The 24,691-nt window shown below is 39.7% G+C and carries 25 protein-coding genes and 1 pseudogene; 3 read left to right on the top strand and 23 right to left on the bottom strand.

The window, feature by feature from the left end:
- Positions 1 to 6: 6 nt before the first annotated feature.
- The 18 genes from rfbF to RCO84_RS00100 all read right to left on the bottom strand — a co-directional run bounded on the left by rfbF (position 7) and on the right by RCO84_RS00100 (position 15,566).
- Positions 7 to 813 (bottom strand): glucose-1-phosphate cytidylyltransferase, encoded by an 807-nt coding sequence (gene rfbF, locus RCO84_RS00185; RefSeq protein WP_144155245.1) that lies wholly within the window; start codon positions 811 to 813, stop codon positions 7 to 9.
- Between the two features lie 60 nt (positions 814 to 873).
- Positions 874 to 1,593 carry a hypothetical protein gene (locus tag RCO84_RS00180; RefSeq protein WP_317583363.1) on the bottom strand — a complete coding sequence of 240 codons (720 nt, stop codon included), beginning with the start codon at positions 1,591 to 1,593 and terminating at the stop codon, positions 874 to 876.
- A gap of 99 nt (positions 1,594 to 1,692) precedes the next feature.
- Entirely contained in the window at positions 1,693 to 2,739 is a 1,047-nt protein-coding gene (locus RCO84_RS00175; protein ID WP_317583361.1) for a mannose-1-phosphate guanylyltransferase, read from the bottom strand.
- Positions 2,740 to 3,124: 385 nt separating this feature from the next.
- Positions 3,125 to 3,310: a hypothetical protein gene (locus RCO84_RS00170; RefSeq protein WP_317583360.1), complete on the bottom strand. Its 186-nt coding sequence runs from the start codon at positions 3,308 to 3,310 to the stop codon at positions 3,125 to 3,127.
- A 143-nt stretch (positions 3,311 to 3,453) separates the two neighbouring features.
- Positions 3,454 to 4,050, bottom strand: a complete 597-nt coding sequence (locus tag RCO84_RS00165; protein ID WP_294822019.1) for a hypothetical protein — start codon at positions 4,048 to 4,050, stop codon at positions 3,454 to 3,456.
- Between the two features lie 21 nt (positions 4,051 to 4,071).
- A complete protein-coding gene (locus tag RCO84_RS00160; RefSeq protein ID WP_294822018.1) occupies positions 4,072 to 4,413 on the bottom strand; it encodes an STAS-like domain-containing protein in 342 nt (113 codons plus the stop codon).
- A 5-nt stretch (positions 4,414 to 4,418) separates the two neighbouring features.
- Positions 4,419 to 5,786, bottom strand: a complete 1,368-nt coding sequence (locus RCO84_RS00155) for a hypothetical protein (protein WP_317583358.1) — start codon at positions 5,784 to 5,786, stop codon at positions 4,419 to 4,421.
- A gap of 194 nt (positions 5,787 to 5,980) precedes the next feature.
- The gene (locus RCO84_RS00150) at positions 5,981 to 6,679 is read right to left on the bottom strand and encodes a TatD family hydrolase (RefSeq protein ID WP_317583356.1); all 699 of its coding nucleotides are present in this window, start codon (positions 6,677 to 6,679) and stop codon (positions 5,981 to 5,983) included.
- On the bottom strand, positions 6,676 to 8,091 hold the full coding sequence (gene qatC / locus RCO84_RS00145) for a Qat anti-phage system QueC-like protein QatC (RefSeq protein WP_317583355.1): 1,416 nt from the start codon (positions 8,089 to 8,091) through the stop codon (positions 6,676 to 6,678). The genes RCO84_RS00150 and qatC overlap by 4 nt, the downstream gene beginning before the upstream one ends.
- On the bottom strand, positions 8,076 to 8,735 hold the full coding sequence (locus RCO84_RS00140) for a hypothetical protein (RefSeq protein ID WP_317583353.1): 660 nt from the start codon (positions 8,733 to 8,735) through the stop codon (positions 8,076 to 8,078). The genes qatC and RCO84_RS00140 overlap by 16 nt, the downstream gene beginning before the upstream one ends.
- Before the next feature lie 69 nt (positions 8,736 to 8,804).
- Complete coding sequence (locus RCO84_RS00135) at positions 8,805 to 10,619, bottom strand: KAP family P-loop NTPase fold protein (RefSeq protein ID WP_317583351.1); 1,815 nt, start codon at positions 10,617 to 10,619, stop codon at positions 8,805 to 8,807.
- Positions 10,620 to 10,762: 143 nt separating this feature from the next.
- The gene (tnpC, locus tag RCO84_RS00130) at positions 10,763 to 12,523 is read right to left on the bottom strand and encodes an IS66 family transposase (RefSeq protein WP_264902769.1); all 1,761 of its coding nucleotides are present in this window, start codon (positions 12,521 to 12,523) and stop codon (positions 10,763 to 10,765) included.
- A 290-nt stretch (positions 12,524 to 12,813) separates the two neighbouring features.
- Positions 12,814 to 13,173 (bottom strand): IS66 family insertion sequence element accessory protein TnpB, encoded by a 360-nt coding sequence (gene tnpB / locus RCO84_RS00125; protein WP_117587742.1) that lies wholly within the window; start codon positions 13,171 to 13,173, stop codon positions 12,814 to 12,816.
- Positions 13,161 to 13,547 carry a hypothetical protein gene (locus RCO84_RS00120; RefSeq protein WP_154480917.1) on the bottom strand — a complete coding sequence of 129 codons (387 nt, stop codon included), beginning with the start codon at positions 13,545 to 13,547 and terminating at the stop codon, positions 13,161 to 13,163. Before RCO84_RS00120 ends, tnpB begins: the two co-directional genes overlap by 13 nt.
- A 309-nt stretch (positions 13,548 to 13,856) precedes the next feature.
- Positions 13,857 to 14,138 carry a type II toxin-antitoxin system YafQ family toxin gene (locus tag RCO84_RS00115; RefSeq protein WP_117695740.1) on the bottom strand — a complete coding sequence of 94 codons (282 nt, stop codon included), beginning with the start codon at positions 14,136 to 14,138 and terminating at the stop codon, positions 13,857 to 13,859.
- A complete protein-coding gene (locus RCO84_RS00110; RefSeq protein WP_117695734.1) occupies positions 14,138 to 14,341 on the bottom strand; it encodes a hypothetical protein in 204 nt (67 codons plus the stop codon). Before RCO84_RS00110 ends, RCO84_RS00115 begins: the two co-directional genes overlap by 1 nt.
- Positions 14,342 to 14,499: 158 nt before the next feature.
- Positions 14,500 to 14,748 (bottom strand): transcription-repair coupling factor, encoded by a 249-nt coding sequence (locus RCO84_RS00105; RefSeq protein WP_228115233.1) that lies wholly within the window; start codon positions 14,746 to 14,748, stop codon positions 14,500 to 14,502.
- 395 nt (positions 14,749 to 15,143) lie between these two features.
- Positions 15,144 to 15,566 carry a hypothetical protein gene (locus RCO84_RS00100; protein WP_317583348.1) on the bottom strand — a complete coding sequence of 141 codons (423 nt, stop codon included), beginning with the start codon at positions 15,564 to 15,566 and terminating at the stop codon, positions 15,144 to 15,146.
- Positions 15,567 to 15,758: 192 nt separating this feature from the next.
- Here RCO84_RS00100 and RCO84_RS00095 point away from each other — a divergent pair, with 192 nt between their 5' ends.
- From RCO84_RS00095 to RCO84_RS00085, 3 genes and pseudogenes are all read left to right on the top strand, one after another.
- Positions 15,759 to 16,271 carry an HU family DNA-binding protein gene (locus tag RCO84_RS00095; protein WP_317583346.1) on the top strand — a complete coding sequence of 171 codons (513 nt, stop codon included), beginning with the start codon at positions 15,759 to 15,761 and terminating at the stop codon, positions 16,269 to 16,271.
- An 88-nt stretch (positions 16,272 to 16,359) separates the two neighbouring features.
- On the top strand, positions 16,360 to 16,494 hold the full coding sequence (locus RCO84_RS00090; protein ID WP_186292239.1) for a smalltalk protein: 135 nt from the start codon (positions 16,360 to 16,362) through the stop codon (positions 16,492 to 16,494).
- A 46-nt stretch (positions 16,495 to 16,540) separates the two neighbouring features.
- Positions 16,541 to 16,846 (top strand): annotated as a pseudogene (locus tag RCO84_RS00085) (N-acetylmuramoyl-L-alanine amidase); the annotation flags it as partial.
- Positions 16,847 to 17,037: 191 nt separating this feature from the next.
- Here the strand turns inward: RCO84_RS00085 and RCO84_RS00080 are convergent.
- From RCO84_RS00080 to RCO84_RS00060, 5 genes are all read right to left on the bottom strand, one after another.
- The gene (locus tag RCO84_RS00080; protein ID WP_317583344.1) at positions 17,038 to 18,594 is read right to left on the bottom strand and encodes an IS1182 family transposase; all 1,557 of its coding nucleotides are present in this window, start codon (positions 18,592 to 18,594) and stop codon (positions 17,038 to 17,040) included.
- A gap of 537 nt (positions 18,595 to 19,131) precedes the next feature.
- On the bottom strand, positions 19,132 to 19,374 hold the full coding sequence (locus RCO84_RS00075) for a hypothetical protein (RefSeq protein WP_144152583.1): 243 nt from the start codon (positions 19,372 to 19,374) through the stop codon (positions 19,132 to 19,134).
- A 22-nt stretch (positions 19,375 to 19,396) separates the two neighbouring features.
- Entirely contained in the window at positions 19,397 to 21,379 is a 1,983-nt protein-coding gene (locus tag RCO84_RS00070; protein WP_287589384.1) for a hypothetical protein, read from the bottom strand.
- Between the two features lie 924 nt (positions 21,380 to 22,303).
- The gene (locus tag RCO84_RS00065; RefSeq protein ID WP_317583341.1) at positions 22,304 to 23,797 is read right to left on the bottom strand and encodes a type II toxin-antitoxin system HipA family toxin; all 1,494 of its coding nucleotides are present in this window, start codon (positions 23,795 to 23,797) and stop codon (positions 22,304 to 22,306) included.
- Positions 23,794 to 24,102 carry a helix-turn-helix domain-containing protein gene (locus tag RCO84_RS00060; protein WP_317583339.1) on the bottom strand — a complete coding sequence of 103 codons (309 nt, stop codon included), beginning with the start codon at positions 24,100 to 24,102 and terminating at the stop codon, positions 23,794 to 23,796. The genes RCO84_RS00065 and RCO84_RS00060 overlap by 4 nt, the downstream gene beginning before the upstream one ends.
- Positions 24,103 to 24,691 lie beyond the last annotated feature (589 nt).

Here is a 24,691-nt window from a genome sequence, read left to right as displayed (position 1 = left end):
ATTGATTTATAAAATTGATGATTTAGGGACTTCTCTTTCCCATTTCTTCCATGGAGCAGTATTGGTTTCCAATAACTTCTCCAACATATTCTTCTCACGGATGTTATCCATACACTGCCAGAATCCTTCATGGACATATGACATCAACTGGCCTTCTTTTACCAATTGTTCCAATGGTGCTTTCTCGAAGACGCAGTCATCACCTGTAAGATAATCAAAGATTTCTGGCTGCAAAACCATATAACCAGCATTGATAGGTGCACCATCGGTGATATTCTTCTCACGGAAGGACTTGACAGCATTATCACCACCAATATTGAGTACACCTTTCTCTTGCTTCATTTTGACAGCGGTCAATGTGGCAAGTTTGCCATGTGATTGATGGAATTTCAAGAGTTTGTCTATATCTACATCACAAACACCATCACCGTATGTCATGAAGAAAGGTTCGTTACCCACATATTTCTGCACACGCTTGATACGGCCACCAGTCATGGTGTTGTAGCCAGTATCGACTACCGTCACCTTCCAAGGTTCCAACTCGCTTTGATGAATAGTAACCTCATTAGTCCCATTCCGCCAATCGAAACTCACATCGCTGTTATGAAGGAAGTAATTGGAGAACCATTCCTTGATGTATTCTTGTTTGTAACCTGCACAGATGATAAACTCATTGTGCCCATAATATGAATATTCCTTCATAATGTGCCAAAGGATTGGCATTCCGCCAATCTCAATCATTGGCTTAGGCTTAAACTGGCTCTCCTCGCTAATGCGAGTGCCAAAGCCTCCTGCTAAAAGTACTACTTTCATAGCTATTTTATTTTTAGAATAGAATTTATTTTCTATAGTATATAAACTGAATATACTAACCTAATCCTTTAGAAGATAACTAATAAAGGATTTGCCTTTTGTTGTTAAATGATTTTTAAGAACATCAACAGGATTTCCATCAGTTTTAAGAGAAAAACTTAGAGTATTATCATTAACTAATCGCTCTCTAGTCAAAGCATATAATGAATCCTTTATCTGTTCTTCATTGATTTGAAGTAAATCTTTGAGAGTCCATACTAAATCATAATTTTTCTCTATTCGATACACTTCAGAACGTTTACCATTTTCCAGATTCGGATTCTTCAAGACATATCCTTTTGCTTTATTAGCCAGCTCTGGCTGATATAGAACTTTTAAAATGGTTAAATCATCTTTTTCCAACCGTGACAAAATATTCATGTATTTCTCTGTAATATCATAATCTACTGTATCTTTAAAGATGCTATTCAATAGAATATTCTTGAAATACATCCTTTTGTCATCATTTCGTTCATTTGCGACTTGATTTACAGTTTGCTCAAATATATCAAGAAAATTATCATTCTTCACATATTTCTCATTAATGCTCTTTTGTGATTCATCCAAGTCTTTTTGCAAACTTTCTAACATTTCCAAGCATCGAGTCAATTTTCTTTCCGCTTGTCTCTCTTTTACTGTTTCAACGTAAGAAACAATAAAGCCGGTAATGGGATTTAAATTTAGAAGTTGCTTACCTACACTCTCAGAAATAGTTTTAATTGCCTCTTTATCGTGATTCATAGATACTTATTTAATTAGATTACATCATAGCCATTCATACTAACATTGCTTTATGTAAAGCATATTAACTATTCTAGGATAATTATATTTATCGTTCTTTCATTTTCCGAACTCTTTAATTCTCTGCTCCTCTTTCAAAGAGCAAACAAGCAGCTGTCCATTCTTCTCGGCTACGATATAGCCATCCAAGCCTTGAACTACCACCTTGCTTTCATCGGCTGCATGAACCACGCAGTTCTTGCATTCATACAAGCGGATGTCCTTGCCTACCTTGGCATTGCCAGCCTCATCCTGTGGAAGCAAGGTACGGAGGCTCCCCCAGCTACCTAAGTCGCTCCAACCAAACTCAGCTGGCAAGGTATAGATTTCCTTCGACTTCTCCATCACGGCATAGTCAATGCTTATCTTCTCGCAGGTTGGGAAGAGTTTGCCGACCACCTCTTTCTCCTGTTCAGTATAGAAAGAAGGTGCCATCTCGTCCATGATGCTGGCAAGCTGAGGCTGAAAGGTACGGATTGCCTTGCTGATGGTATCGATGTTCCATACGAAGATTCCGGCATTCCAATAGTAATTGCCAGCGGCAAGGTATTGCTCGGCTGTCTCCAGGTTTGGCTTTTCCTTGAAAGCCTCAACCTTGTAGATTTCATCTACGGATGTTGGCTCTGCTGAGGCTATATAGCCATAGCCTGTTTCCGGGCGGCTTGGCTTAATACCGATGGTCACGATGGCGTTCTTATCGGATGTATAGCTCAATGCCTTGCTGAGCACTCGCTGATACTCCGTGGTATTAATGACGAGGGCATCGGATGGTGTCACCACGATGTTGGCATCAGTATGCTTCTTCTGGATCTTCCAGCAGGCATAAGCAATACATGGAGCGGTATTGCGAGCCTCCGGCTCTGATAATATGTTATCTACTGGCATGTCAGGGATTTGCTCCTTGACTATGCTTATGTATTTCTCGTTTGTCACTACCCACATGTTTTCGACAGGACAGATTGGCTTCAATCTATCTACTGTCCCTTGTATAAGGGAACGGCCGACACCCATCACATCTATGAACTGCTTTGGGTAATCGGGGGTTGACATAGGCCAGAAGCGGCTGCCTACGCCGCCAGCCATAATTATGATATGTATGTCGTGCATAAATCTTGTTCTTTAAATAATAAAGATTTCTAAAATCATTCCGTCCTTTTTTGTTGATAAAGCGAGCTGCACTCGGCAATTTGAAAGCGAGTTTTCATTGCACTCACTGGCATCGCATTTTCCCATTAAAGAAGGATTTTTTCGAATCCCTCCGTCTCCCTTTCCAAAGGGAGCTCCACCTCTAACCAAGCCTTCCTCCTCAGAAGGAAGGATGTAACCGCCCTCCGGTGCTCGGAACCGCTACGCTATAAGGTTGGCGGACCATCAAAGGTCTTCGCCATATTGTGCGGGATGGGACCGCCAGGGGATAACAATACTATGTGCATAAGTTTAATGCTTATTTACACAAGTCTGAGAAAAACAAAGACTAGCAATAAATATATTGTTATCTCCTCATTAACTTTGCCGCAAATTCAAAGAAATCTGCAACATTCTTGAAATTATCAAACTGCTGGCAATACATACTGGCATAAGGTTCAGGGAACCTTTGTCGTATATCAGCCTTTATCATATTTGCCAAAACCTCCTTTGTGTAGGCTTTCAGCAATTCGTTGTATTGTTCCTCGCTCATAATATTATACTTGTTTCACGCTTGGTCACATACTGACCTATGAATTTACAGAGATTAAACATTATATTGTATGTTTATATTTTTATATTTCGTTTATAAAGCAATTGAAATAGTTTTTAAGGACAATCCTCATCCACACAACATCACTTATAACTAAACAAAGCTACCAAAATCTCTTTTTGTGATGTTTGGATTGGACTCAAAATGTATTCTTTATATACACATTTATCCCTTAAATCTACATTCTCATCAAACAAATTTTCAGAAATTTCACCTTGTAAATCATCACAAATTTTCAATATTTTTTTATACAGACTAGCATCAACAGCATCTAGATATTCTGTAAAGTTTTTACGTACACTAGAAAAAACATCCTGATTTTTATCATCCAATATGATTTTAACATCATCTAAAGATGCCTGTCTATCTAATAATTTTTCGCTATTGGTCACTAGTTCCGTAAAATAGTCATAAAATGTCTGGAGTTTATATTTAAGAACAAAGCTATTTAAAATATCCCTTCTGAGATTTTCTAACTCCTTCTTTTTCTCTACACGATTTCTATAATAAAAAATATAAAATGCGAAACTTGCGTTTACAACTCCTATTATTATCATTGCGACTTTATATACTACATCTAGCCAATTTGTCGATTGACTATTATATAAAATCCCAATAAAAGGAATTCCCCAAGAATCAGGAATCTGCGAAATAAATAGAAATATAGCGTTACTTACCATAATAATATTGGCTTCATCATTTTATCCTATTGCGGTATCAGGCCTTAATATACGATCTATTGCCTCATTTAAAGGTTTACTATAATTATAACTTCCTAGACTCTGAAATGAAAATTTTTCTAAGAATTTTTCTCGCCCTATTTTAAGTACAACATTTTTCAACATCTCTTCAAAAAAAGAAGGGTTTATAGATCGAATATCTTTGGGAATTATTATTGTCACTTTATCAAACTCACGCTCTAATTCATCTATTTTAGATTTCTTACGAACCATTTCTCCTCGATCTCTACCTGTAAAGACCTTAGATATAGCATTACCTTTCTTCACTCTGAATTCCTCTAAATTAATAACTGCATCTGCCATAACATCTATAAAATTATATTAGCATATATAAAAGTACCTGGAAAATAAAAGTCTGTATGCCTTACAAATTTCGTATCAGGCGCTTCCTCAATATCATTACTCTCATTAAAAGTCATAACTCGATATTTATGGTTATTAACCATTCTTTCGGCTGTACCATAGGTTCCATCAAAAACGATATTGGAATGGCCTGATTGTAAAACCATTTTGGAAACTTTATCTTCCCCATCTACATTTTTAAGATTAAAAAAACTTTCAATGAATCTTAAAGATCCATTTCCTCGTTGAGAATATCGTTGCGGTGACACAGAAGTCACTCCATCTTGCAATGAGTATAATGTCCAAAGTGTCTCTTCGTCAAACTTGTTTGTTTGCCAAAATCTTCTCCGTGTATATCTACTAGATAAAGTTTTCATCTTTTCAACAACATCTTGATTAGGGCAATCATTATCATGAAACTTTTCATATATAGATCTACCCATATTCAAAATTACAAGTTGAAAAACTCCAACTTCTCTGCCTTCAATAACTTTCTGTTCAAAATATCCTATAGAATATCGACAATGAGTACTAGAGTGCTCCTCTGCATTTATCAAGATTTCACCTATTACAGTACAAAGATTGTCCATACTATCATCATCTAGTTTCCGCCCCATCCTAGCAAGACATTTTTCGACATAATCTGATAAAGATGTCGTATCTAATTCTTTTTGTTCAATTTGCTCTATAGAATTATTGACTGCTCTATGCATACACAAATGATAAGGTATAATATTAGGATATTCAATGTGTCTATTAGCATGAATAGCTTGTGATCCTACAGAAAAAAGCATAGTTCTCACATTGCTCCCTTTCTTAGACTTATCAGTTATAGCCTTTGTAAAAGAACGATTCTTGGGAATACGCTCGCAAATATCATAAATGCGTAAAATATCTTTTAAAACTAAATCCAAAAGCACTTGAGCTTCTAAAGTAAAGCGCTTACATTGTGAATAATCAATCACAACTTCACTATGTTTTTGAAACAACAAGGATGCTGTTAACATTTTGATAGCCTCAAAACTTTCTTTTGGGTTTTCAATTAAAGAAAAGACATTGGGAATCTCAACAACTCCCTCGTAATTATCAACAACACTCATTATCTTTTCGAAACTGAGAGGACTTTCTACATTCGAAAATAAGTATTTAGTACTTTCTGACAACTTTAATTTTAAAATATTGTCAATCGATGTTTCGTAATCTAGAGATTGTAATAAAGCCAGATATTGCTCATGCCTTTTTCTACGAACAAGTCGCTTCTTCTTTTTCCGCCTAAGATCATGGATATACCTTCTCAAGGCAATGTAATTAACACGATACTTTCCTTTCATCATTAATTCATTTAATTATGTTTCGACCTTTGCGGTTCTAATTAAAGTCCTGCATCACTTTCTCAAAATATTCCCTTGTTTCCATTCTCTAAAATTTTGAATTCGGATGCAAAGGTAATATTTTTATTTCAGCCTACCTTACGCAGTATTGGTGATTAACCAAAACATTTTTAATTTTGCACTTGCTTAATACTTTACTAAGAAATACAACTTTCTATAAGCCTATAAAAATTATCTTTGATAATACTCTCATAACATCCCAATTCTGCTAAGAAAGAATAAGTATTTTTTATGTCACATTTTCTATTAAACGGACAATCAGTTTCTATTAGCAATCTATCCAAAGGAATCCTATCAATAATATTACGACCTTTATTTGTCAAAGTCATCGCTTCATTTACAGAGAAATAGTAACCTTCTTGCAATATCTCTGGCACCAGACTGACATCTCCTGTATACCAATGAAATATCACATTTCTTATCTCATACTCTTTCAATAGAGCCAGAAGTTCTTGCTCAGCATTTCTAGAATGTACACTCAGTATCTTGCTTTTGCCTCGCAAGTAGGATAGAATTCTACGTAAACTTTCAATTTGAATATCTTTAGTAGCTTTACCTTCACGAGAAAAGTCTAATCCAATTTCACCTATATAAGAAGTTTTATCAAGCAATCGTTCAAACAAAGACAACTCATTTTGAAGTTCATGAGCCAACAAAGGATGAAAACCCAAAGCTAGCCGTACATGCTTATAGGTTCTGACATGCTGCCATCCTATCTGAAAGTGACTAGGAGCGTTTGTCATTCCGATAACAATGTCTCCCCGTTGCTCTATATCACTTATATATTTTTCTGGATTAGGCATCATATCAAAATGGCAATGGGTGTCTATCATCATAATCCTACCTTTCGTCTCATGACTACATCACCATTCTCTGCAACCCAATCCTGGATTTGCTGATAGGAGCGCATAACAAGTTCTACATAATGATCAATATCTGCAGTATCAATACCTTCCGCCAACAATTCATCAAAGACATCTTGCCTATTCATTTTACGCACGAAACGCAACAGCAAGTTGATGTCAAGGCTTGTCTTCTTGGCTAAATTGTTGATATCAAAGTATCGTGTAGCATGAAAAATATCTGTACCCAATTCATTTGGGTCATCTAAACCTATCGCATGCATAGCCACTCTTCGATATATGCAAGGCATACACATTCCACAATGATGGATATGATGTACTTTGATATAATCTCCGCTTTTGTCCCACCATCTATTATGAGAACGCTTAGCACATGAACAAGACAATGAAGCAAGCGTGACTAGCATCTCTTTTTTATGAGCTTCAGCAGCACAATCATACATCATATCTGCTTTTGACTTAAACCTATAAGGATTAAGTAGCTGCTCACGGATACCTACTCTCTCCAATGCATTCATGATTAGCTTCATTGAAACAGGATGAGTGGTTCGAGTACTACAAGAACTTCGTCTAGATTTGCAAAGAGGAATATTGATTGAGATTGTACCATTTTCTGGAACTATCAAGTTATGCACTCCTTGTATGGTATGGGCGCAATACAAGCCCATTGCAAAAAACAGAAAAGATCTAGAGCGAAATGTTGTCTCATACTTAGCACTTCTTTGCTTTGCACAACTCCTCATACCAACCTTTGACTGAATACTGGTATATTTTCCTTCCAAATAATGGTTCCTCCAGCAAGCATCAAGTATACGTTTTTGATCTTGTCGCTCCTTACCCATATCACAATGGGATACCAGCAAGACCTTCTTACCTTCTCTTGCTAAACTTGCAAAGTCTATAAAACCTATCAATGAATCAAGACCTCCAGAAAACAAAGATACATACTCATATTCTTCATGATTATAATGACTTTCTATTTGAGGGGCATAATTGATTTGAGGAAATGGAACGAATGATACGCTCCAATTATCTCCTGTCAAATAGCTTAATGCTGTATTGAACATTTCTTGATTCTGCCTAAATATATCTACATTGACAACTGGGACATCTTGCAAGACGATATCTCTGCACCACCCATCATCCGCAAAAGCAAGACGATTGATTATGCGATCAGCAGTATATACCAGCTGAGACAAGATTAACACATCAAAATAAGTAGACGACGTATCTTGCGAAAACTCCCACAAATGGAAGAAATCAAAATTTAATGTTGTCTCTATCGGTTGATCATTAACATCTGTGGCATGCAGGACAAACTGCCCCAACTCCTTACTCTGAACATCATGGGAAGGAGTGAATTCTACATTTATTCTTGACTCCATATTTCCAAAATTTGTTGAGTTAACGTTTCAATGAATTGCTTACCCTCTTCTGTTTCGAAGTTGACATGATGCATATTATCCAAACATGCTTCATTAATAGCAGCACGAACAAAATCCCTTATTTCTCGACAGACTTGATCAGGTTCAGCATCTTTGGAAAAGATATAAGAATCGAACAAGACTCCATTCAGTTCCATGATATAATTAAGCTGAAATTCTATCATCCAACCTTCTATTTGATCCTCTGTGGCATCTTTCAGAATTTGTTCAATATCCTCTGCAGTCTCTACTTCCGAGAAGATTTGTTGCAATAGGTTTTCAAATGCTGCACGAGCAGCTATCTCATCCAATGTAGAATGGTCATGTTCAGCATTAGGATTGGATAGATGTTTAGCTAATTGTACTATAACATCTCGAACGGTAAGCTGAGCATAATTCGCATCAGGTTCGAGTTGAGCAATATAACTTTGCAAGCTACCATTCTTGACAGAAGAAATAGCACCTATAAAATTACGAGCTACTCTTCCTCCTGCACGACCATAACTTCCATGGGAGTCAGTGATGATGGCTCTAGACAATTGCCTCAAGAAATTACGAACCATAGGTTGCGTAACCTCATTCCGATGCCTCACTATTGTAGTCATAGCTTTCTTAGCTGATGACCAATTAGGTGTGGTCTTTAAGTTTAAAGATTGCGATGTTCCCATTGTATATTATTTGTTTAGCATTTTTTGTAATTTTTCTCCAAATTTTAAAGGACTAATAAAATGATTCCAAAAATCGTTTTTCTTTAGTTTTCCTAAAATTACTCCCCATGCTGGTTCCATTTTTAAAGTATCAACATGAGAAAACAAGCTCTTGCAATCAGACTCATTTTGGATTAGGACTCTTACTTCACTATCAGCTTGTAGTAATTCAAGGACCTTACTATCATTGGGATTTTTAGTAAAATCATGATTGAGCAACATGATAACCATCTGCCGTTCTTCATCTTCCAATTTGGCAATTTCCTCCTGTAAAAACTTTTTCTTAGCTATGGCTGATTGCTTATTACGAAGAGTCAGATAAAACCTACGGGCAACATTGGAAACTAAACTTTCTACAGGTACACTATTTTTTAAAGAGTCTCTTGCAATCCAGAAATATTCTTTGAGGTTTACACCAGATAAACTAGGAGAAAGGGACAACCAATCCAAGACCAGATTATCTTCTTCCCATTCCTGCCATCGTTTATCATTCAACTTTTTCTTTTGCCTTGCACATTCTTCTACCTCGCCAATTTTATCTATTATACCATCTCCCAATAATTGCATCCCATATAAAGACTCAAACAATCTTTGATATTTGAAATTATATTCGAGAAGCATCAGCTTCGCCAACACTGTTGGGTCTATTTCACGTATGTTCGCAACCTGTACCATCCGCATTCGCAAGTCAAACGTATTGAGGAAACGCTTTAACTGGCGAGGGCTACCATTTAGGAAACGCGTCATCATGGGGATGATTGGGATAAGAGCTTCCACATCTGGAATTTTGTTTTCTCCAAGTGCAGCTCTCATTTTTTCCGCATCATAATTGCCGAAGGGTTCTTTATTCTTATAGTCATTATAGTCTTTGATGACGGCATTAAAGAAGTTTGGATACTTACTTTTCAGAAGCAGAAACAAAATATATGTATATTGCTCATTTAATGAAAGTCTTGGCAAGCGATATGGAATCTGTATCAGCTTTTCCAAGTAATCAGAAAAAGGACTATAAATCTGTCTTTTATCTTGTTCTATCTCTGGATAATGCTCTTTGATGGCTCTTTCCACCATTCGCTCATCGGCACCTAGCACAAAAGCCGTATTCTTGACATTAAGGAAGAGTTTGATTGCCTCGATGCATTCTATCATCTTTTCGCCAGAGCATCTATCTAAGTCATCGATATAGACTATGATGGAATCAAATTTCGCATCCTCTACTATACTCTCCAAAAGCGTTCTGAATTTGGTGACAAACAATGAGGTATGTTCGTTTTGAAATTCATTTTGAAACTTCGTAATATCGTCTACACCAACGCATTTTTTCAAATCATCTGCTGTTGGCAAATTGCTCTTTATCGCATTTGGAATCTTATCCCAAACATATTTCTTCAGCAGCAAGACACCGAGCTTAAGCAAGTTGATGCGCTTTAATATAATATCTAGCTTATCAAAGATATCGCGATTGTCAGAAAGATATTTCTCAACAGAATCAAGTAGTACCTGTATTAGAGAATACTTTGTCGTCTCATAACTTTCATATTGCCAGCCATTAAAACGTACCTGCAAGATTCTAGGGTTGTTCTCCTCAGCAACCTGCTTTGTTATTTCTTCATTAATCTCTTTCTCCATCAATAGCATTAAGCTACTTTTACCATATCCCCAATTGCCAAATATACCAATAGAGGTTGGCAACATAGATTTATCCAAGACTATCTCTTTCAATAGTCTTGCATGAAAGCGATAGCCCAACAAATCTTCAGATGTTTCTATATCTTTCCACATAATGATCTTTTTTTAAGCATGTTTGATAAATTCATAGGATTCCTCTAATGTAAGTAAGCATCCAACCCCTATGACAATACAACTCCATCCCCAGTGTTTACTGGGGATACAGAGTATTTTAAGAAATTGGACTTTTCTGATTTTTAAACAGGTTTAACTAAAAGTGCCTCTGTCATCAAGGCATAATCCCTTCTTCCAGCTACAATCATGTCAAAGAATCCCCTGAAGAAATCCAGTGGAGCCATTGCCATTAGCTTGCAGGTTTCAACGAAAGTAAGGAAGGTCGCTGTAACTCTGGCACCCTGCTCACTGCTAAATCCACCGAAGTTCTTTCGGAGATTTGTGAATGGGCGGACTGCGCGTTCACAACAGTTGTTGTCTATCAAGACGCTGCCTATCTTCGTATATGCCATCAGCTCTTCCCAATGCTTGGTCATATATGTCAAGGCTTGTTGCAACTTAGCAGAGAGCTTAATCTCGTTTTTCTCAAACTGTTTCAACAGTGCCGTCGCTTGCTGATAGAGGTCGTGTAAAACTGGTAGGGATTCCTCACCTCGATGCTTGACTATCTCTTTTTCTGTGCGACCCAATACTTGATTTTCAACTTCGACCTTATATAATATACCGATCAAGTCTATGAATGCCTGTGCCAAGGTATCCTTGTAGTCACGACTCGCCGAGACAAACAGTCTTCTAACGTGCGACCAGCAACATACATGAGTACAGTCCTTCAACTTATTGAAGTAAAGGTATGCAGCATAGGCATCGGTCATCAACGTGCCCTTGAAGTCACCAAGGAATTCCTTGATAACCTCTTTCTTACGGCTGCCATACAGATAATAGCAGACCTTGGTGGTCAAGTTGACAATGACCCACATATATCGTTTCTTGTAATGCACCTCACCATTGGCATCCGTCACCTTGGTGTCTACCCAGGACTCATCACAATAAATCGTTGAGCCAGGCTTCAATAGCCATTGTTTGATGGTCTCCTGACAATTCTCCAAGAACTCTGCACCATGCCGCAACCAGTTGAAAATGGTAGACTTAGACATACGCATCTTCTCATTGATCATGCGATACATCTCACGTCCACTCGTTATCGCATACTGAAAGCGATTGACAATCAAGTCTGAAAGCATGCCACCAGTACTGCTGGTATGAGGAACCAGACTTGGCACGTCGTACTTCGACTCATTGACAAACGAGCAAGTACGCTGTTCTACCTCTTCATCTTTTGGCACGAAGAAAGCGAACTCGTTGCCATCCTTGTCACGTACCCAAGCATAAAGGTAGCGGTCCTGACGGATCATACTGATTCGGTCAAACTGGTCGACAGGTCTGGTATAGCGAATGAACTCCAAACCCATAGCCTTAAGCTTGTCCTTGTCACAATCATGAACCACAAGAACTTCAGCCTTCATAGTCTTGTAGTGGTCCGGGCGTTGGCTCAAATCCTTTTTGGGATTGGTCGCCTCTGTGTCGGTAACTTCGTCTGAATCATCAGAATCGGAAGGTTGCTCACATCCATTCTCGATGTATTCCCCCTCTTCCTCATCCTTGGTCTTGCCTGTGTTTACCGACTTGTCACCAGTTTGCTTCTCATTGTTCTTGCCATGCATCTTACGCCTACGGGCTTGCAGTTCTCCAGTAAGCTTGTCAACCTGAGCCTGCAAACCGGCAATCTTACGATCTGCCTCTGCCTGTAGTTCCTTCTGCTTATTACCCAAGGCAATGTTGGCATCCAGAAGTGTCTGGACAGTCTGAACCAATTCCTTTATCTGATCTAGATATTGCTTACGTTCCATATCCGATAATCCATCACTTGCCGAAGAATTGTCTACCTCCAGCAAGTAATTGGAATGCATTATCATGCGCTCTATGTCTATATGTATATCTGCCATAATATGAAACGTTTGCAGATGCAAAGATAATCATATTATGAGACTCCACAAAACGCATAAAGCTTATTTAACAATCTGATATTCAGTATTTTACACTATTTTAGAGACTTAACATTTGTCGTAATACCACCCTATGTCAGACATGTTTGCAGTATCGCAAAACATCGAAAACAGGGCTTAACAAGCCAACCTTAAAGCTTTCTACAACACTCTGAATATCATTTACTTAACTCTATTTTACCCCAAAAAACGAATACGTATTTTTAGAAAATTAACTATCATTTTCGACATCAAGCTGCTTCCTCATAGCATTTTAGCTCTATTGGACCTATGCTTTTTACAACAGGGCATGAAAGCATAGCCACTAGATACTTCCACTCCAACACATAAATTGGAAGGACACCTTCAAACTCTAGACGGACAAAACTCATGTTCTTGTCAAACTTCTGATAATACATCTGACACTCATTATGTTCATGTCTGATGATCTTTACTATCTTTTGATCCTTGGAAGTAAACACGTAAGCGGTGCCATCCTCTGGATCTTCGCCCAAAGAGCGTATCACTCCACAAAGCTTGTCATAACCTCCACGCATATCCTGATAGTTGGGAATATACTTATATTTTACGGCACCATTTAAGCTAAACATAAGGCTTGAAGTTTAGAGATGAAACTTTGAAGACCAGAATAGCTCAAATTATGATGCTCTATCTTCATACCATTGCTAAGTCCAAGATTGACATACTTGATGACAACGGCATCCTCGGTCGGAGCTGGAGATAAACCGGCTGAAGGATTACCCTGTTTGGATGGTGTTGGAACTGCACTTGTTGAATCTGGCGCACCTGCAACAACACACTCCACAACATTTGGAGCCTGGAACTTCTTCTTGTACCACTTTTCAAATACATGATAAGGAACTCCATTGGATTCGAAAAATTGATTTACCGAAATGCCTGCTGGTACCGCCTCCGCTTTATAGCGTTGCCACAGGCTTTCAAGATCTTTACTACTTATTGCCATACTTATAACATTTAATGTTAAACATGGCGCAAAGGTAGCACTTATTGTTCAAACCGCCAAAATAGGGGTTGGATGCTTACAGTTTTGTTTCGACTCCCCTGTCCCACTCTTGCGAAGAGGGGGTTCTTACCCTATACCCAAGCCCTAAATCCCTACCATAGGGATTAGGGATGTAACCGCCCTCCGGTGCTCAGAACCGCTTCGCTCTAAGGTTGGCGGACCAAAGCGGTCTTCGCCATGTTGTGCGGGATGGGACCACTTTGCTATAACTTTCTATAACATTTTACTCAGATAACTCATATTAGTGGGCTACCAGCCAAAAATGTCACTATGTGTACCTGTATCGGTTAAAATCAGAATCAATTCTTTATCATTTTGTTTCCAAACTAAAAGCCAATCGGAAGTAATATGACATTCCATACACCCTTTATAGTTTGACTTTAAAGGATGTGGTTTATATTCTGGTGGTAAAGTTCCAGTTTCTGCCAAAATAGAAATGACTTTACGAAATTTACCCTCAGAGCAACCTCGTTTCATACATTTTTTAAATGACTTTTTAAACAAAGTTGAATACTTAACTGTATATTTCATCATTCAGCAAGACTCTTCATTAATTCATCCAAATCATTAGTAGCAAAGAGTTTTTCATTCTTTGCAGCTTCTAATGCCTTGTCTAATCTACAAGCCTTAGGGGCTTTTTGCTTTTTGGCAACCCACCCGAATTTCTTAATCAATGATTTGAAAAGAGAAATATCGGTTGCAGGGACATCTAATGTATATGTAGCTGTATTCATAATTGTATCTCCTTTTTTAGGTGCAAAAATAAGGGTTTTCCGTGAAACTACCAAATTTTTGGGGGTGTTTTTTCAACTCCGCCCAATTACTTGTAGAGATCTACGGTGATATCGAATGGTGAATCGAAATCGTTCAGCATCTCGGTCTTCTTTCTTGATTATTCCTTATCTTTTTTTATCTCGTCAGCAGGTTTCTCCACCAATTTTTGCTCTGCCTGGCTGGCAGTGGGCGCAATGAGATTGTTTCCGCCATGAATATTGAAGATAGCATGGGGATCCTGACACTCCTTGATTTGATCGATGAGGCCATGATACTCCTTGGACATCATCTTGCGTAGCAGACATTGCACACGGGAGACGTCGGCAAAGTGATTCTCATTCATGAACTCCTGTGCCTTTCGTATCATGTATAAATATTTATCCTCCATACTAAATTAACCATCTAGAATCAATAAAAGCCAATTTTCAGCAGCAATTGACCATAATCCGCAAGTTTTGCGAGTTGAAAATCCTATAGTTGTACGACTGTAAAGCTACAGTTGTACGACTATACATGCTATAGTTGTACAACTCTGGAGTTATAGTCGTACAACTATAGGGGTCATAGTCGTACAACTATAGATTTTCAAGAGACCAAGTATATTTTTCAATTTTTATACACTACTGATTATCAACCACTTAACAAGCCTCAACATATTTTCAATTCTACAAAACGAATTTGGATTCATTGAAAATTCTGAAATTATGGAGTGCGTAAAAGTGCCTTTTGTCAGTATTTTTCCTCACGCTACTTCATTGGTGATCATTTCCACTTATACCAAGCTTCATTGATATACTTGCGGATATTACTGATGCCTGTAGCAACCTGAGGAGCCAAGGGCTGTAAGACTTCGATGAACTCCTGCTTCACCATAATATCTTGGTCAACCTTTACATCTGTATCATTCACCATATCCATCACCACCTGAGCCAATTCCTTGGCATTGATGCATGCAGAGAGCTTGGCTACATATTCTGCTAATGCTTCCACATTATTAATATATAAGGAGAGACGGGTTGTTTCGGGTGAGAGAACAGGCTCTTGACTTGTGGTCTTCGCCTTCATCATCTCCTCTATGTACTTGTCGCCATAAAAGTTTTGCTCAGCCTTGATAGCATTGGGCAGAATCTGGTTGTTACCGCCAGAGATATTAAAGACGATATTTGCCTTGCTGGTATCTTCCATTGCTATGATTTTTATTAAAAGTGAACGTATAGTGAATGAGCAGTAAACAGATGGTGAACGTCAGTGAAGGCATTTGTTTTCGCCTCGCCAATGTTGTATCTTTGCAACGTCAATCAGAACAAACGGGATTGCAAATCTCTTTGGACTGACGATGACTGAACTTTAGTATTAATTTCTTAAATGTTTTAAATTATGAGTAAAAGCTACAAAGTTGCTAAGAAGACCATTAACATGGGTGAGAAGAAGGGTCAGACACTCTTTTCTGTTAGACCTTACAGTTACGGAACCTTGACCACCGAGGAGGTTGCTAACCAAATCGCAGTGGAGTCTACAGCTACTCCTGCAGACGTAAAGGCGGTACTCGACCGCTATGCTTACTACGTGAAGGAGAACCTGAAGAAGGGTTACGACATCGAGTTGCTTGGATTCGGCAAGCTCTTCATCCGCTTCATTACCGGCAAAGCCGTAGAAGATGAGAGTAAGGCGAACGCTAAACTCGTCAAGAGTCTCGTTCCTGCCTTCCGTCCTTCTTTCACCAAGTTGCAGAATGGTACTCGTCTCTACAACCTGATTCCTGATTCCATCGAACTCGTCAAGTACGGTGAAGAGAAGAAGGATAAGACCACAGGCGGCGAGAGTACTGGCGGCGGTTCCGGCACCGAGGCTGGCGGAACTGGTTCCGACAATGGTGGCGGATTGGAATAGTCTCCAACTCTGGCAGTGCCTTACCTCTCTGAAAGGGAGGCACTGCTAAACTCTGATAATTTATTGTTTCATTTAAATTTTACTGATTATGAAAATGTTTCGTTCTAACTCTGAATCAAATCCACACAAGATTTCCTGGACTCAAATCGTGAATGCCATCGTACAGGCGCTGATTGCTGCTCTCACGGCACTGGGAGTAAGCTCGTGCGCGAGTGCCTTATAGCAATGTTAAGTGTTGAATGTTGAGTGTTGAATGTTGAATTATTCCTATGACGAAAGATACATTTCCAATGAACATTGGCGGGGGGAAGGTGCGCTCTGAGCGTAGACTCCTCGCCGGAGTTGAAGACGGCAAGAACATGATGTCTGCCGACTCTGTGAGATTTCTAGTACTGCATTGCTCGGCTAGCCGATGCAATCAGGACTATAGTGTGGAACAGCTGCGCCGTGACCATAAGGCTCGTGGGTTTTATGACATCGGCTACCACTTCTACATCCGTAAGGATGGTACGATGACGCAGCACCGTAAGCTGCTGGAGGTGGGGGCTCATGCCAGACCTTATGAGGGTGTGTCATAAGTCTGTGACGCACCCTTTTTTTTGTGTGTTTCTGTATCTTCTAGTTGAATCGTAGTCTTTCTTCACAAAGGGAATCTTATTATATTGTATAGAAACTTTACTTTTCTTGTTTTATCGATAACAAAACAGCCCCAAAGCTCACAAAAGGGCATAATTGTCCCAGACGGTAAAACTGTCCAAATTGAGTTTTATCGTTTTATCCCCAAATATTTCTTCAAATTGAATCCTATACCGAACAACCCTATGTCCATGTAAACTTTGTCCTTTCCGAAATGCCTGAATCGCTTATAATGCATATCTGCCTTCATCTGCCCAAATACAGCTTCCGGCTCTATCGGTCGCTGGCTTCTGTGTTTCAAGCCCTCTTCAGACGTTAGTAGCAGGAAGGCTTCCTTTTTATATGCATTCAGTTTATGGTTGACATATATGGTTCTGTTGCCTTTGGATTTCTTGCAGAGACTTCCAAGCGGACATCCATCACATCGTTGTGCTCTATATAATGTAATGACAGACACATAGCCGGAGTCACTTTTCGTTTGCCGTTGTCCACAAGGTTCCATGTGTTGTCCCATGGGGCAGACATAATAGTCATCATCCCTGTTGTAGTAGAAGTTCGCTTGGTTGAAGGCATCCTCCTTGAAAGGCTTATGCTGTTCCTTGTGAAACCAGTTGTACTTTACATAACCCATCATCTCTTCCATCTCTAGGTACTCGTAGTTCTCCTCCGAACCATACCCTGAGTCTGCGGTGACGCTCTTGGATTGCTTTCCATATCTTTTCTTGTACTTATCCAAAAAAGGCTTGAAGGTCAGGGTGTCTGTTGGATTGGGATAAAGGGCGAAATTCGTCCAATATTGATTCTCTGTCGCAATTTGAAGGTTATAGGCAGGCTTTGTCTGCCCATTGTTCATGGCATCTTCCTTGAGGCGCATGAAGGTCGCATCGGGATCAGTCTTGGAGTAACTGTTTCTCTCGCCCAGTATATCCAGTGATTTTTCATACTCGCGCAGTTTGTCCGAGGCTTTGAACAAGTGATCTATCTGAGTATTTAGCTTTTGCTTCTCTCTTCCTGTAAGCTTTGCCTTAGGAAGGTTCTTAGCTTGCCTCTCACACAAACGTGCACTTCTCTCTACATCCTTGGCGGAAGTGGCTGGCTCGCTGTCTTCTTCCTTAATGTCACTCCCGCCATTCAGGCGAATTTGTTCTTTTATCTGAGCCAATGCAGCAGAGGTCTTTTCCAAGAGCTTAGCCCTGTTCTTTTCCACAGTCTTCTTCCATACAAACGTGTACTTGTTTGCTTTCGACTCTATCTTAGTGCCATCAACATATTGTTCCTCCAGACTAATCACGCCCTTTTCAGCCAATATGGAGACGACTGCATCAAAATAAAAGTCGATGCATTTAATCATATGATGGGATCTAAAGCGGTTGATTGTTGCGAAAGATAATTGCTTACCTCCACAAATCCACATATAGCGAACATCGTATTTAAGTGCGTCCGCTATGCCACGACAGGAATAAACGCCATTGATATAGGCAAAAACAACTAAACTTAGAAGCATCTTCGGACTGTAAGGAGGAGCACCAATCCCATCATAGGTATCCATGAGAGGGTTGATGTCCATACTGCGAACAATACGATCCACCATACGAACTTTGCTGTCTTTTGGCACATAATCATCGAAAGAGTTAGGAAAAAAGCTCAATTCGTGCCGAGTTTCAGATTTTATTTGTATCTTTGCCATACTTAAAGAAGTTTTCTGCAAAGATACAAATCTTTTGCGGAAAGGCAAAGCCCGAGCTTGTGAAAGTTTGGGCTTTGTTGTAAATAAAAATGTTTTTTAAAGATTTCGTATCTGTGAAAAGGCAAAAAATAAAAAGGGGTGCGCCACAGACTTATGACACACCCTCATGAGGGAGGGCTCGATGAGTAAGGCAAGCCTTGCAACACCATGACCACTGAGCAGGAAACGAGACTCATTGACCTTTTCAGGAATCTGAAGATTCTCTTTCCGAAAGCGAAGATTGTGGGCCATCGGGACTTGCCTGGGACTACTCCAAAGGAGTGTCCGTGTCTGGATGCTGGAAGCTGGGCTGCTCGACACCGCCTTGATTAACGTAAGCATCCAACCCCTATGGCAATACAACTCCATCCCCAGTGTTTACTGGGGATACAGAGTATTTTAAGAATTTGAACTTTTTCGATTTTTAAACAGGTTTAACTAAAAGTGCCTCTGTCTCAAACCGCCAAAATAGGGGTTGCTTACATATGTAATTTGATTTCAGAGTTCAACATTCTCACCAACAGTCAGGGTCATCTTACTGGCGTTCATGCTCTCCATCATCCGAATATGGAAATTGATCCAATCACGGTATTCATCAAGGGCGGGGTCGTTGATGTCAGTATAGCCATGAAGACCGCCACAACCTGTCTCATCATTGATTTTCACAATATCTGCCACATACTTAGAATCTTTGAATTTGGATTCAATTTTTCTAAGAATTACCAGTTTCAGTTTCTGCATAATATTAATTTTTAATTCTACTTTATTTTTTTACCATCTTATCTATCGCCTGAATCTGCTTGAGATAGGATGGAAACTTGAAGTATATCCACGAATCTTGTTCCTGCAACTCTACCATTCCTTTATGAAGATGGCTGACTATTGAACAGCAGCGATCCATCTGAGTGATTTTCCCTACAATTTTATGGAACAACTCAGAAAGCGTGTTGTCCGGATGGAATGAGTCTGTGATATAATTATATAGTTCATCTTCTGCAAAATGGGAAGAGAATACCAATGAGGTGGAAAGGAACCGTAATATAGCATACGCAATTTCTTCCTTTGCCAGATGGTTCTCTATGATTTCCTTCGCATCATTCAAAACTGCGGCTATCTTTGTCATATCCGATTTGCCGTCAGTCTTTGCAAATGCATCTTCCTGCTTGGAATCAACAGTGATGACAGAAGGCTGGTCGATGACAGGCACCTTATGAAGCAAGACGTAGCGCTGGAGATACTTACGCCAAATCAGAAGACGCGCTCCCTGCCATACTTCTACGGCTGCTGCGGTGAGGGAAGTGAAGAGAGATGAATGAAGAGTGAAGAACTCATGAGCTCTTCTCCCCAACTCCTCCATATCATCAGGGTATTCAATACCTGTCTCTAGCGAAAAGCCCCCGATTCCATCGATCTTTTCAAACCGATAGTCGCTTTGTGTAAGCAGGTAGAGCAAACGGGGATATTTCTTTGCTTCCAGGTCTGAAAGGAACAGAGCCCTTTCATCTTTACTTTGAGAAGCATAATTGTCATAGAAGCCCCCCCATGAACAGATAGCCTTTACCTTGCCTTCTACAGTCTTCAAGAGTGCAAAATGAGCATCATACTCATAGTCCTCATCAAAGACCGGTGCATATTTGTCTGCCTCATATTCCTTGCCCCTGAAGAATTCCCGAAGGTTGCATGGAAAGATGAATTCCGTAATTCCATTATGCTGTAATACATGGTAACCTTGTCCCTCAGGAATAGCAATGCCTGAAGCAGGCGTGAGAAACGGACGGAGAACGACATCTGGAATCAGTTCCTTCAATCCCTGTTCGAGGGTTGCATTATCACAAGGGAGGTAGTTGGCCAGGATGCGGAAGTTCTTCCACATCGATTCATCTAAATTTTCAAGCACCTCCTGTTGCTGGACATCCTTCCTGTTTGCCATCATCTTACTGTAGGCGATATCAGAAGTTTGACGGTTGTGATATATGGTCAATTTCTTCTGATAATTCATGAAGAGCTTGCGTAATAGATCCCCCGCATTTTTCGAAGGTTCCTTCATCTGCAGATAACCGATCATCTGGTCAATAGCCCGCCATGCACCCACGGATTCAGAAGGAGCCTCATGCTCTATCTGCAAGGCATACTGGCGGATATTGGAGATACTGAGACAGTAGTTGTTTCCAAAGCGCACCAAAAGATGACGATCTTTCTTACCCTTATGCTTGATTTGCTTGATTACGCCAACCCGACCAGCCAGAGGCCCGGAGAGGATGCGGATGGTGTCATTCTCCTTGACCAAGTCGCTGTAACGCTTTTCGACGATACTCAATCCATTGATGTCATCGCCTATTCTGTCATTGAAATAGACAAAAGTCTCCATATCCTCATCAGGGATTTTTGACTGTCTTACTATTTCATCCAATGACATCTGCTTGCTGTCGGCAGTTAGAATATGCGCCTTGGTAAAGAAGGTGCGTTCTACCAGTTCGGAAGTATGCGGTTCCATTTCAAAACCCTTGTACATAAAGTAGCCATATGGAGAGAGAACCTTCTTCAAACGCCTTTCATTCTGCACTCTGATGAAGAACATTCCCTGCAAGACCGGCACGAAGCGTACCTTCACTTCTCCATTTTCGTTCTTGTAGGTTTTTCTTCCTAAAGGAAAATAGAAGTCGGTGATGATATGATTGTATTTTTCACGCAGAAAATCTATGGATTGCTGCTCTGAAAAAACATCAGTCTTGACTATAAACCACATACAGGATTTTGAATTTGAATTGTAAACGCAAGGGAAGAGTTAAAAAGTGTAACTAAATATCCAACCTGATTTGGTTGCAAGACATATTTCGGCTTCCCCTGAAAAGATGCCTCTTCCCGAGTTATTGGGGTTGTGAAATGTATCACAGCATTGAAAAACCAATAGACTAACTTCCACTAATCTTCAATACTTTTATGTCTTTCAACCTTACACATACATGATGCGAACAGGCTAGTGTTTAGCAAATTGTACTTCATAAACATTCTGCTTACGGCGAAAGCCATATTATAAGTTTTTAACTCTTCACACTCTCCTGCATCTCTCTATGAGAAACACAGAAATACGTTGCAAAAATACTAAAAAAAATGTAAACACACAAATTACAAATGTTAAAATATTGATTTTCACCAAGATATTCTGTTTTTAAGTTGAGAGGCGTATGAAGTGCATTTCTCTACCATTCCGATTATCAGACAGTTACAATTTTCTTGCATCATTTACATCGAGATTCAGAAAAACGGTTCATAATGGTTCATTTCTAAAGCTCTATATTCCATCCACTTTAAAATTTGATAGGAAAGCCGATTTTTGGCATTTACCAAACCATAGATATCAACAAAACAGATAGACAAAGAAACCCCTTGAAAATATGCGAATCCATCGAAAAGTAGATATAATACCATCCCCCAAGTACCATCAATCCAAGACTACCTAAAAGATAGCCTTGGAAAGATAAACATGGCAGATATAGGAAAGGAGGCTAAGCTGCCTCCTCCTTCTTTTGCTTCTCTACCTCTGAGAGGCTGGTGGCAATAAGTTTAATCACATGATGGTCCTTGCCATCCTTCTGATAGGTAGTCTTGAATAGATGACAAAAAAAGAGGACCCAAAGGCCGCTCTCCTTAATAAATATAATAATGTCTTTTATCCTACAAAGAAGGTTTCAACCAACGAATACAATTGCTCATCAGTTAGATTTTCCGTACCAACCCTATCAATCAACGCATATTCTTCTTTCTTTCCGGTAATCACGAACTTGCGTTCTTTCCCGTCCACTTCACACAAAAGATGATAATTACCTTTGTATGTCTTTTCTACACGTACCTTTTCAAAAAGAGTTTCGCCAATTCTGAATGCAACATTCTTTCTCCGTTCGAGCAATCCCCACTCTGCCAGATGCTGGTTAAGGGTGGTTTCTACAGCACCTATCCAACGCTGGCTAACTTCGCACTCCTCAGCAAAGTGTCTAAATTGGCGGATAGCAGAGGCAACCTCACCTATGATACTTTCAGCCTTCCTGATACCATTTTCCTTGCCGAGAGCCAAAGCATCTTCAAGAGTCTGACCTTGAAGCTTCCCCTGCATCATCATACAATGCATCTTCTCAGGAAGAAAGCCACCTGTATTGAAGATATAGGTCATATCGTATGCAGGAGAAAGTTGCCATTTTCCACTTTCATCCATCAGAAAAGAGAAGTTCTTGTTGTGATCATCAGTGTTGTTGGCAAGAATATTGAATATCATCCTGCGGAAAACTTCCTCCTGAGTACTTTCAGGCAGACGCATCTTTCGACAAACCATCAGCAACTTTTCATAGCTGTCGGCATCAGGGTATAGAGCCGCCAATGTCTGCATGTGTAATTTACGTTCCTCATCACGATCAAAACGATGGGTAATGAAATGCTTCTGACCTTCGATCTCAATAATCCTGCAAGGCATCATGCTTATGCCTGCAGCCCTAGCCATCTTGTAATAGGCCATTTCCAGTTCTGCAGAAGAACGCTCTGCATCACCAAACTTCAGGATGCAATAATCAAAGCCCTTGTGACCGGCAATCTGACCGCTTCTGATTTCTCCGGTTTCCGGATTGATTGCGATGATAGCCTTCGGTTGGCGACCGCCTGCCGAAGTACCTACAGCTATCAACGACTGCATGGTCAGCGATTCATCTGGCAACAGCTTCACATTCTCACGCTCCAAGAATATTCTCTGAGCCAAATCCGTCAACAACTTCATATTCAGCTTTTCCGACTTTCTAATGCCGGATGATTCAGGAATAAACTCCAATGCTCCCATACCACGCTTACCAATGAAGGACAAAATTTCAAGCGGAGTTATTTCCTGATTGCGAATGCCATTCTGTATGCGCCAACACTCAAACACCTGATTACCCCAAGCATCAGGTAAAGAATCAGCAAGAAAAGGAGGCAGTTTGCGGTAAAGCTTCGTTTCCCTGTCACCCATGATGGGACGACGGCTGGCAGGTGACTTGACAGAAGCCACCAGAGGGAACGGATCAAGCCTCCCACCAAGAAAAGCAGGATTGTACTCAAAAAACGAAACCCCTCTCCTTGCATCCCAGAACAAGCGACCGATTTCCTTGTCCCAAAGCATTATTTTTAATGAACTAGCTATCATGACTTCTTATGTTTTATTCGTTGAACTTTCTTTTCTTCTTTCATCAGGTACGCAGATGGCGGTAAATCCGGCATCAGTTCATCAAGGGCATCTATCTGCCCTATCGCCTTCAGCAGCAAAAGAAATGTGCCGAGTGAAACATTGCCAGATGTACCATTCTCAAACTTATGAATGGTTGTGATTGTAATACCCGATTGTTCAGATACCTCTTTCTGCGTCATATGGCTACGCAGACGGTAATCCTTGAATCTTGCACCAAGAAGCTTTACCAATTCTGGTATAGAATACTCGTAATAATCAACCATAATTTCTCATTTTAAATTATACTATAATATAAGTTATACGCTTTATTCAGCTTTATATTGTATTATACTTATATTTATAGGTACAAAAATACACATTTATTTTCAGATAATTTCAACTATCATGAAGATTTTCTGTTTTTTGCATACTTTTTAACCTTTCTGTAAGTCAAAAATCCAAAAAGCATACAAAACAAGCCCTAAAACTGACCCATTAAAGGAATGAACAGATTCACATTCCAAATTCCCCCTCGCAAATAGATATGATAAGATGAAGATAAATGAATGGACGCTACTCCAGGAAACAAGAAAAGTAGTAGGAATCAAAAAGGACGCATTCCAACAACCAAACTTAGAGAACAGCAGCCCTGCCAAATCCCGGCGTATCCATCAACATCACTGAGAAAATAGAGACAATCTAAACCTCTTTCAACCAGGCCTTCGAGTCCCCACCCTACGATGACCAGCCACTCCTCCATCAAGGAAGGCAAGCGAAAGGAGGTGACATCCAAACAAAAGAGACCTGTCACAAGGATGGCAAAGGACTACCACCTTCCAAAAACAAGCCACCATCTTCAAAAAAGTGAAGCAA

Origin of the sequence: Segatella copri (assembly GCF_949820605.1) — a bacterium.
Lineage (GTDB): Bacteria > Bacteroidota > Bacteroidia > Bacteroidales > Bacteroidaceae > Prevotella.
This window is presented reverse-complemented; position numbering and strand designations above follow the sequence as displayed.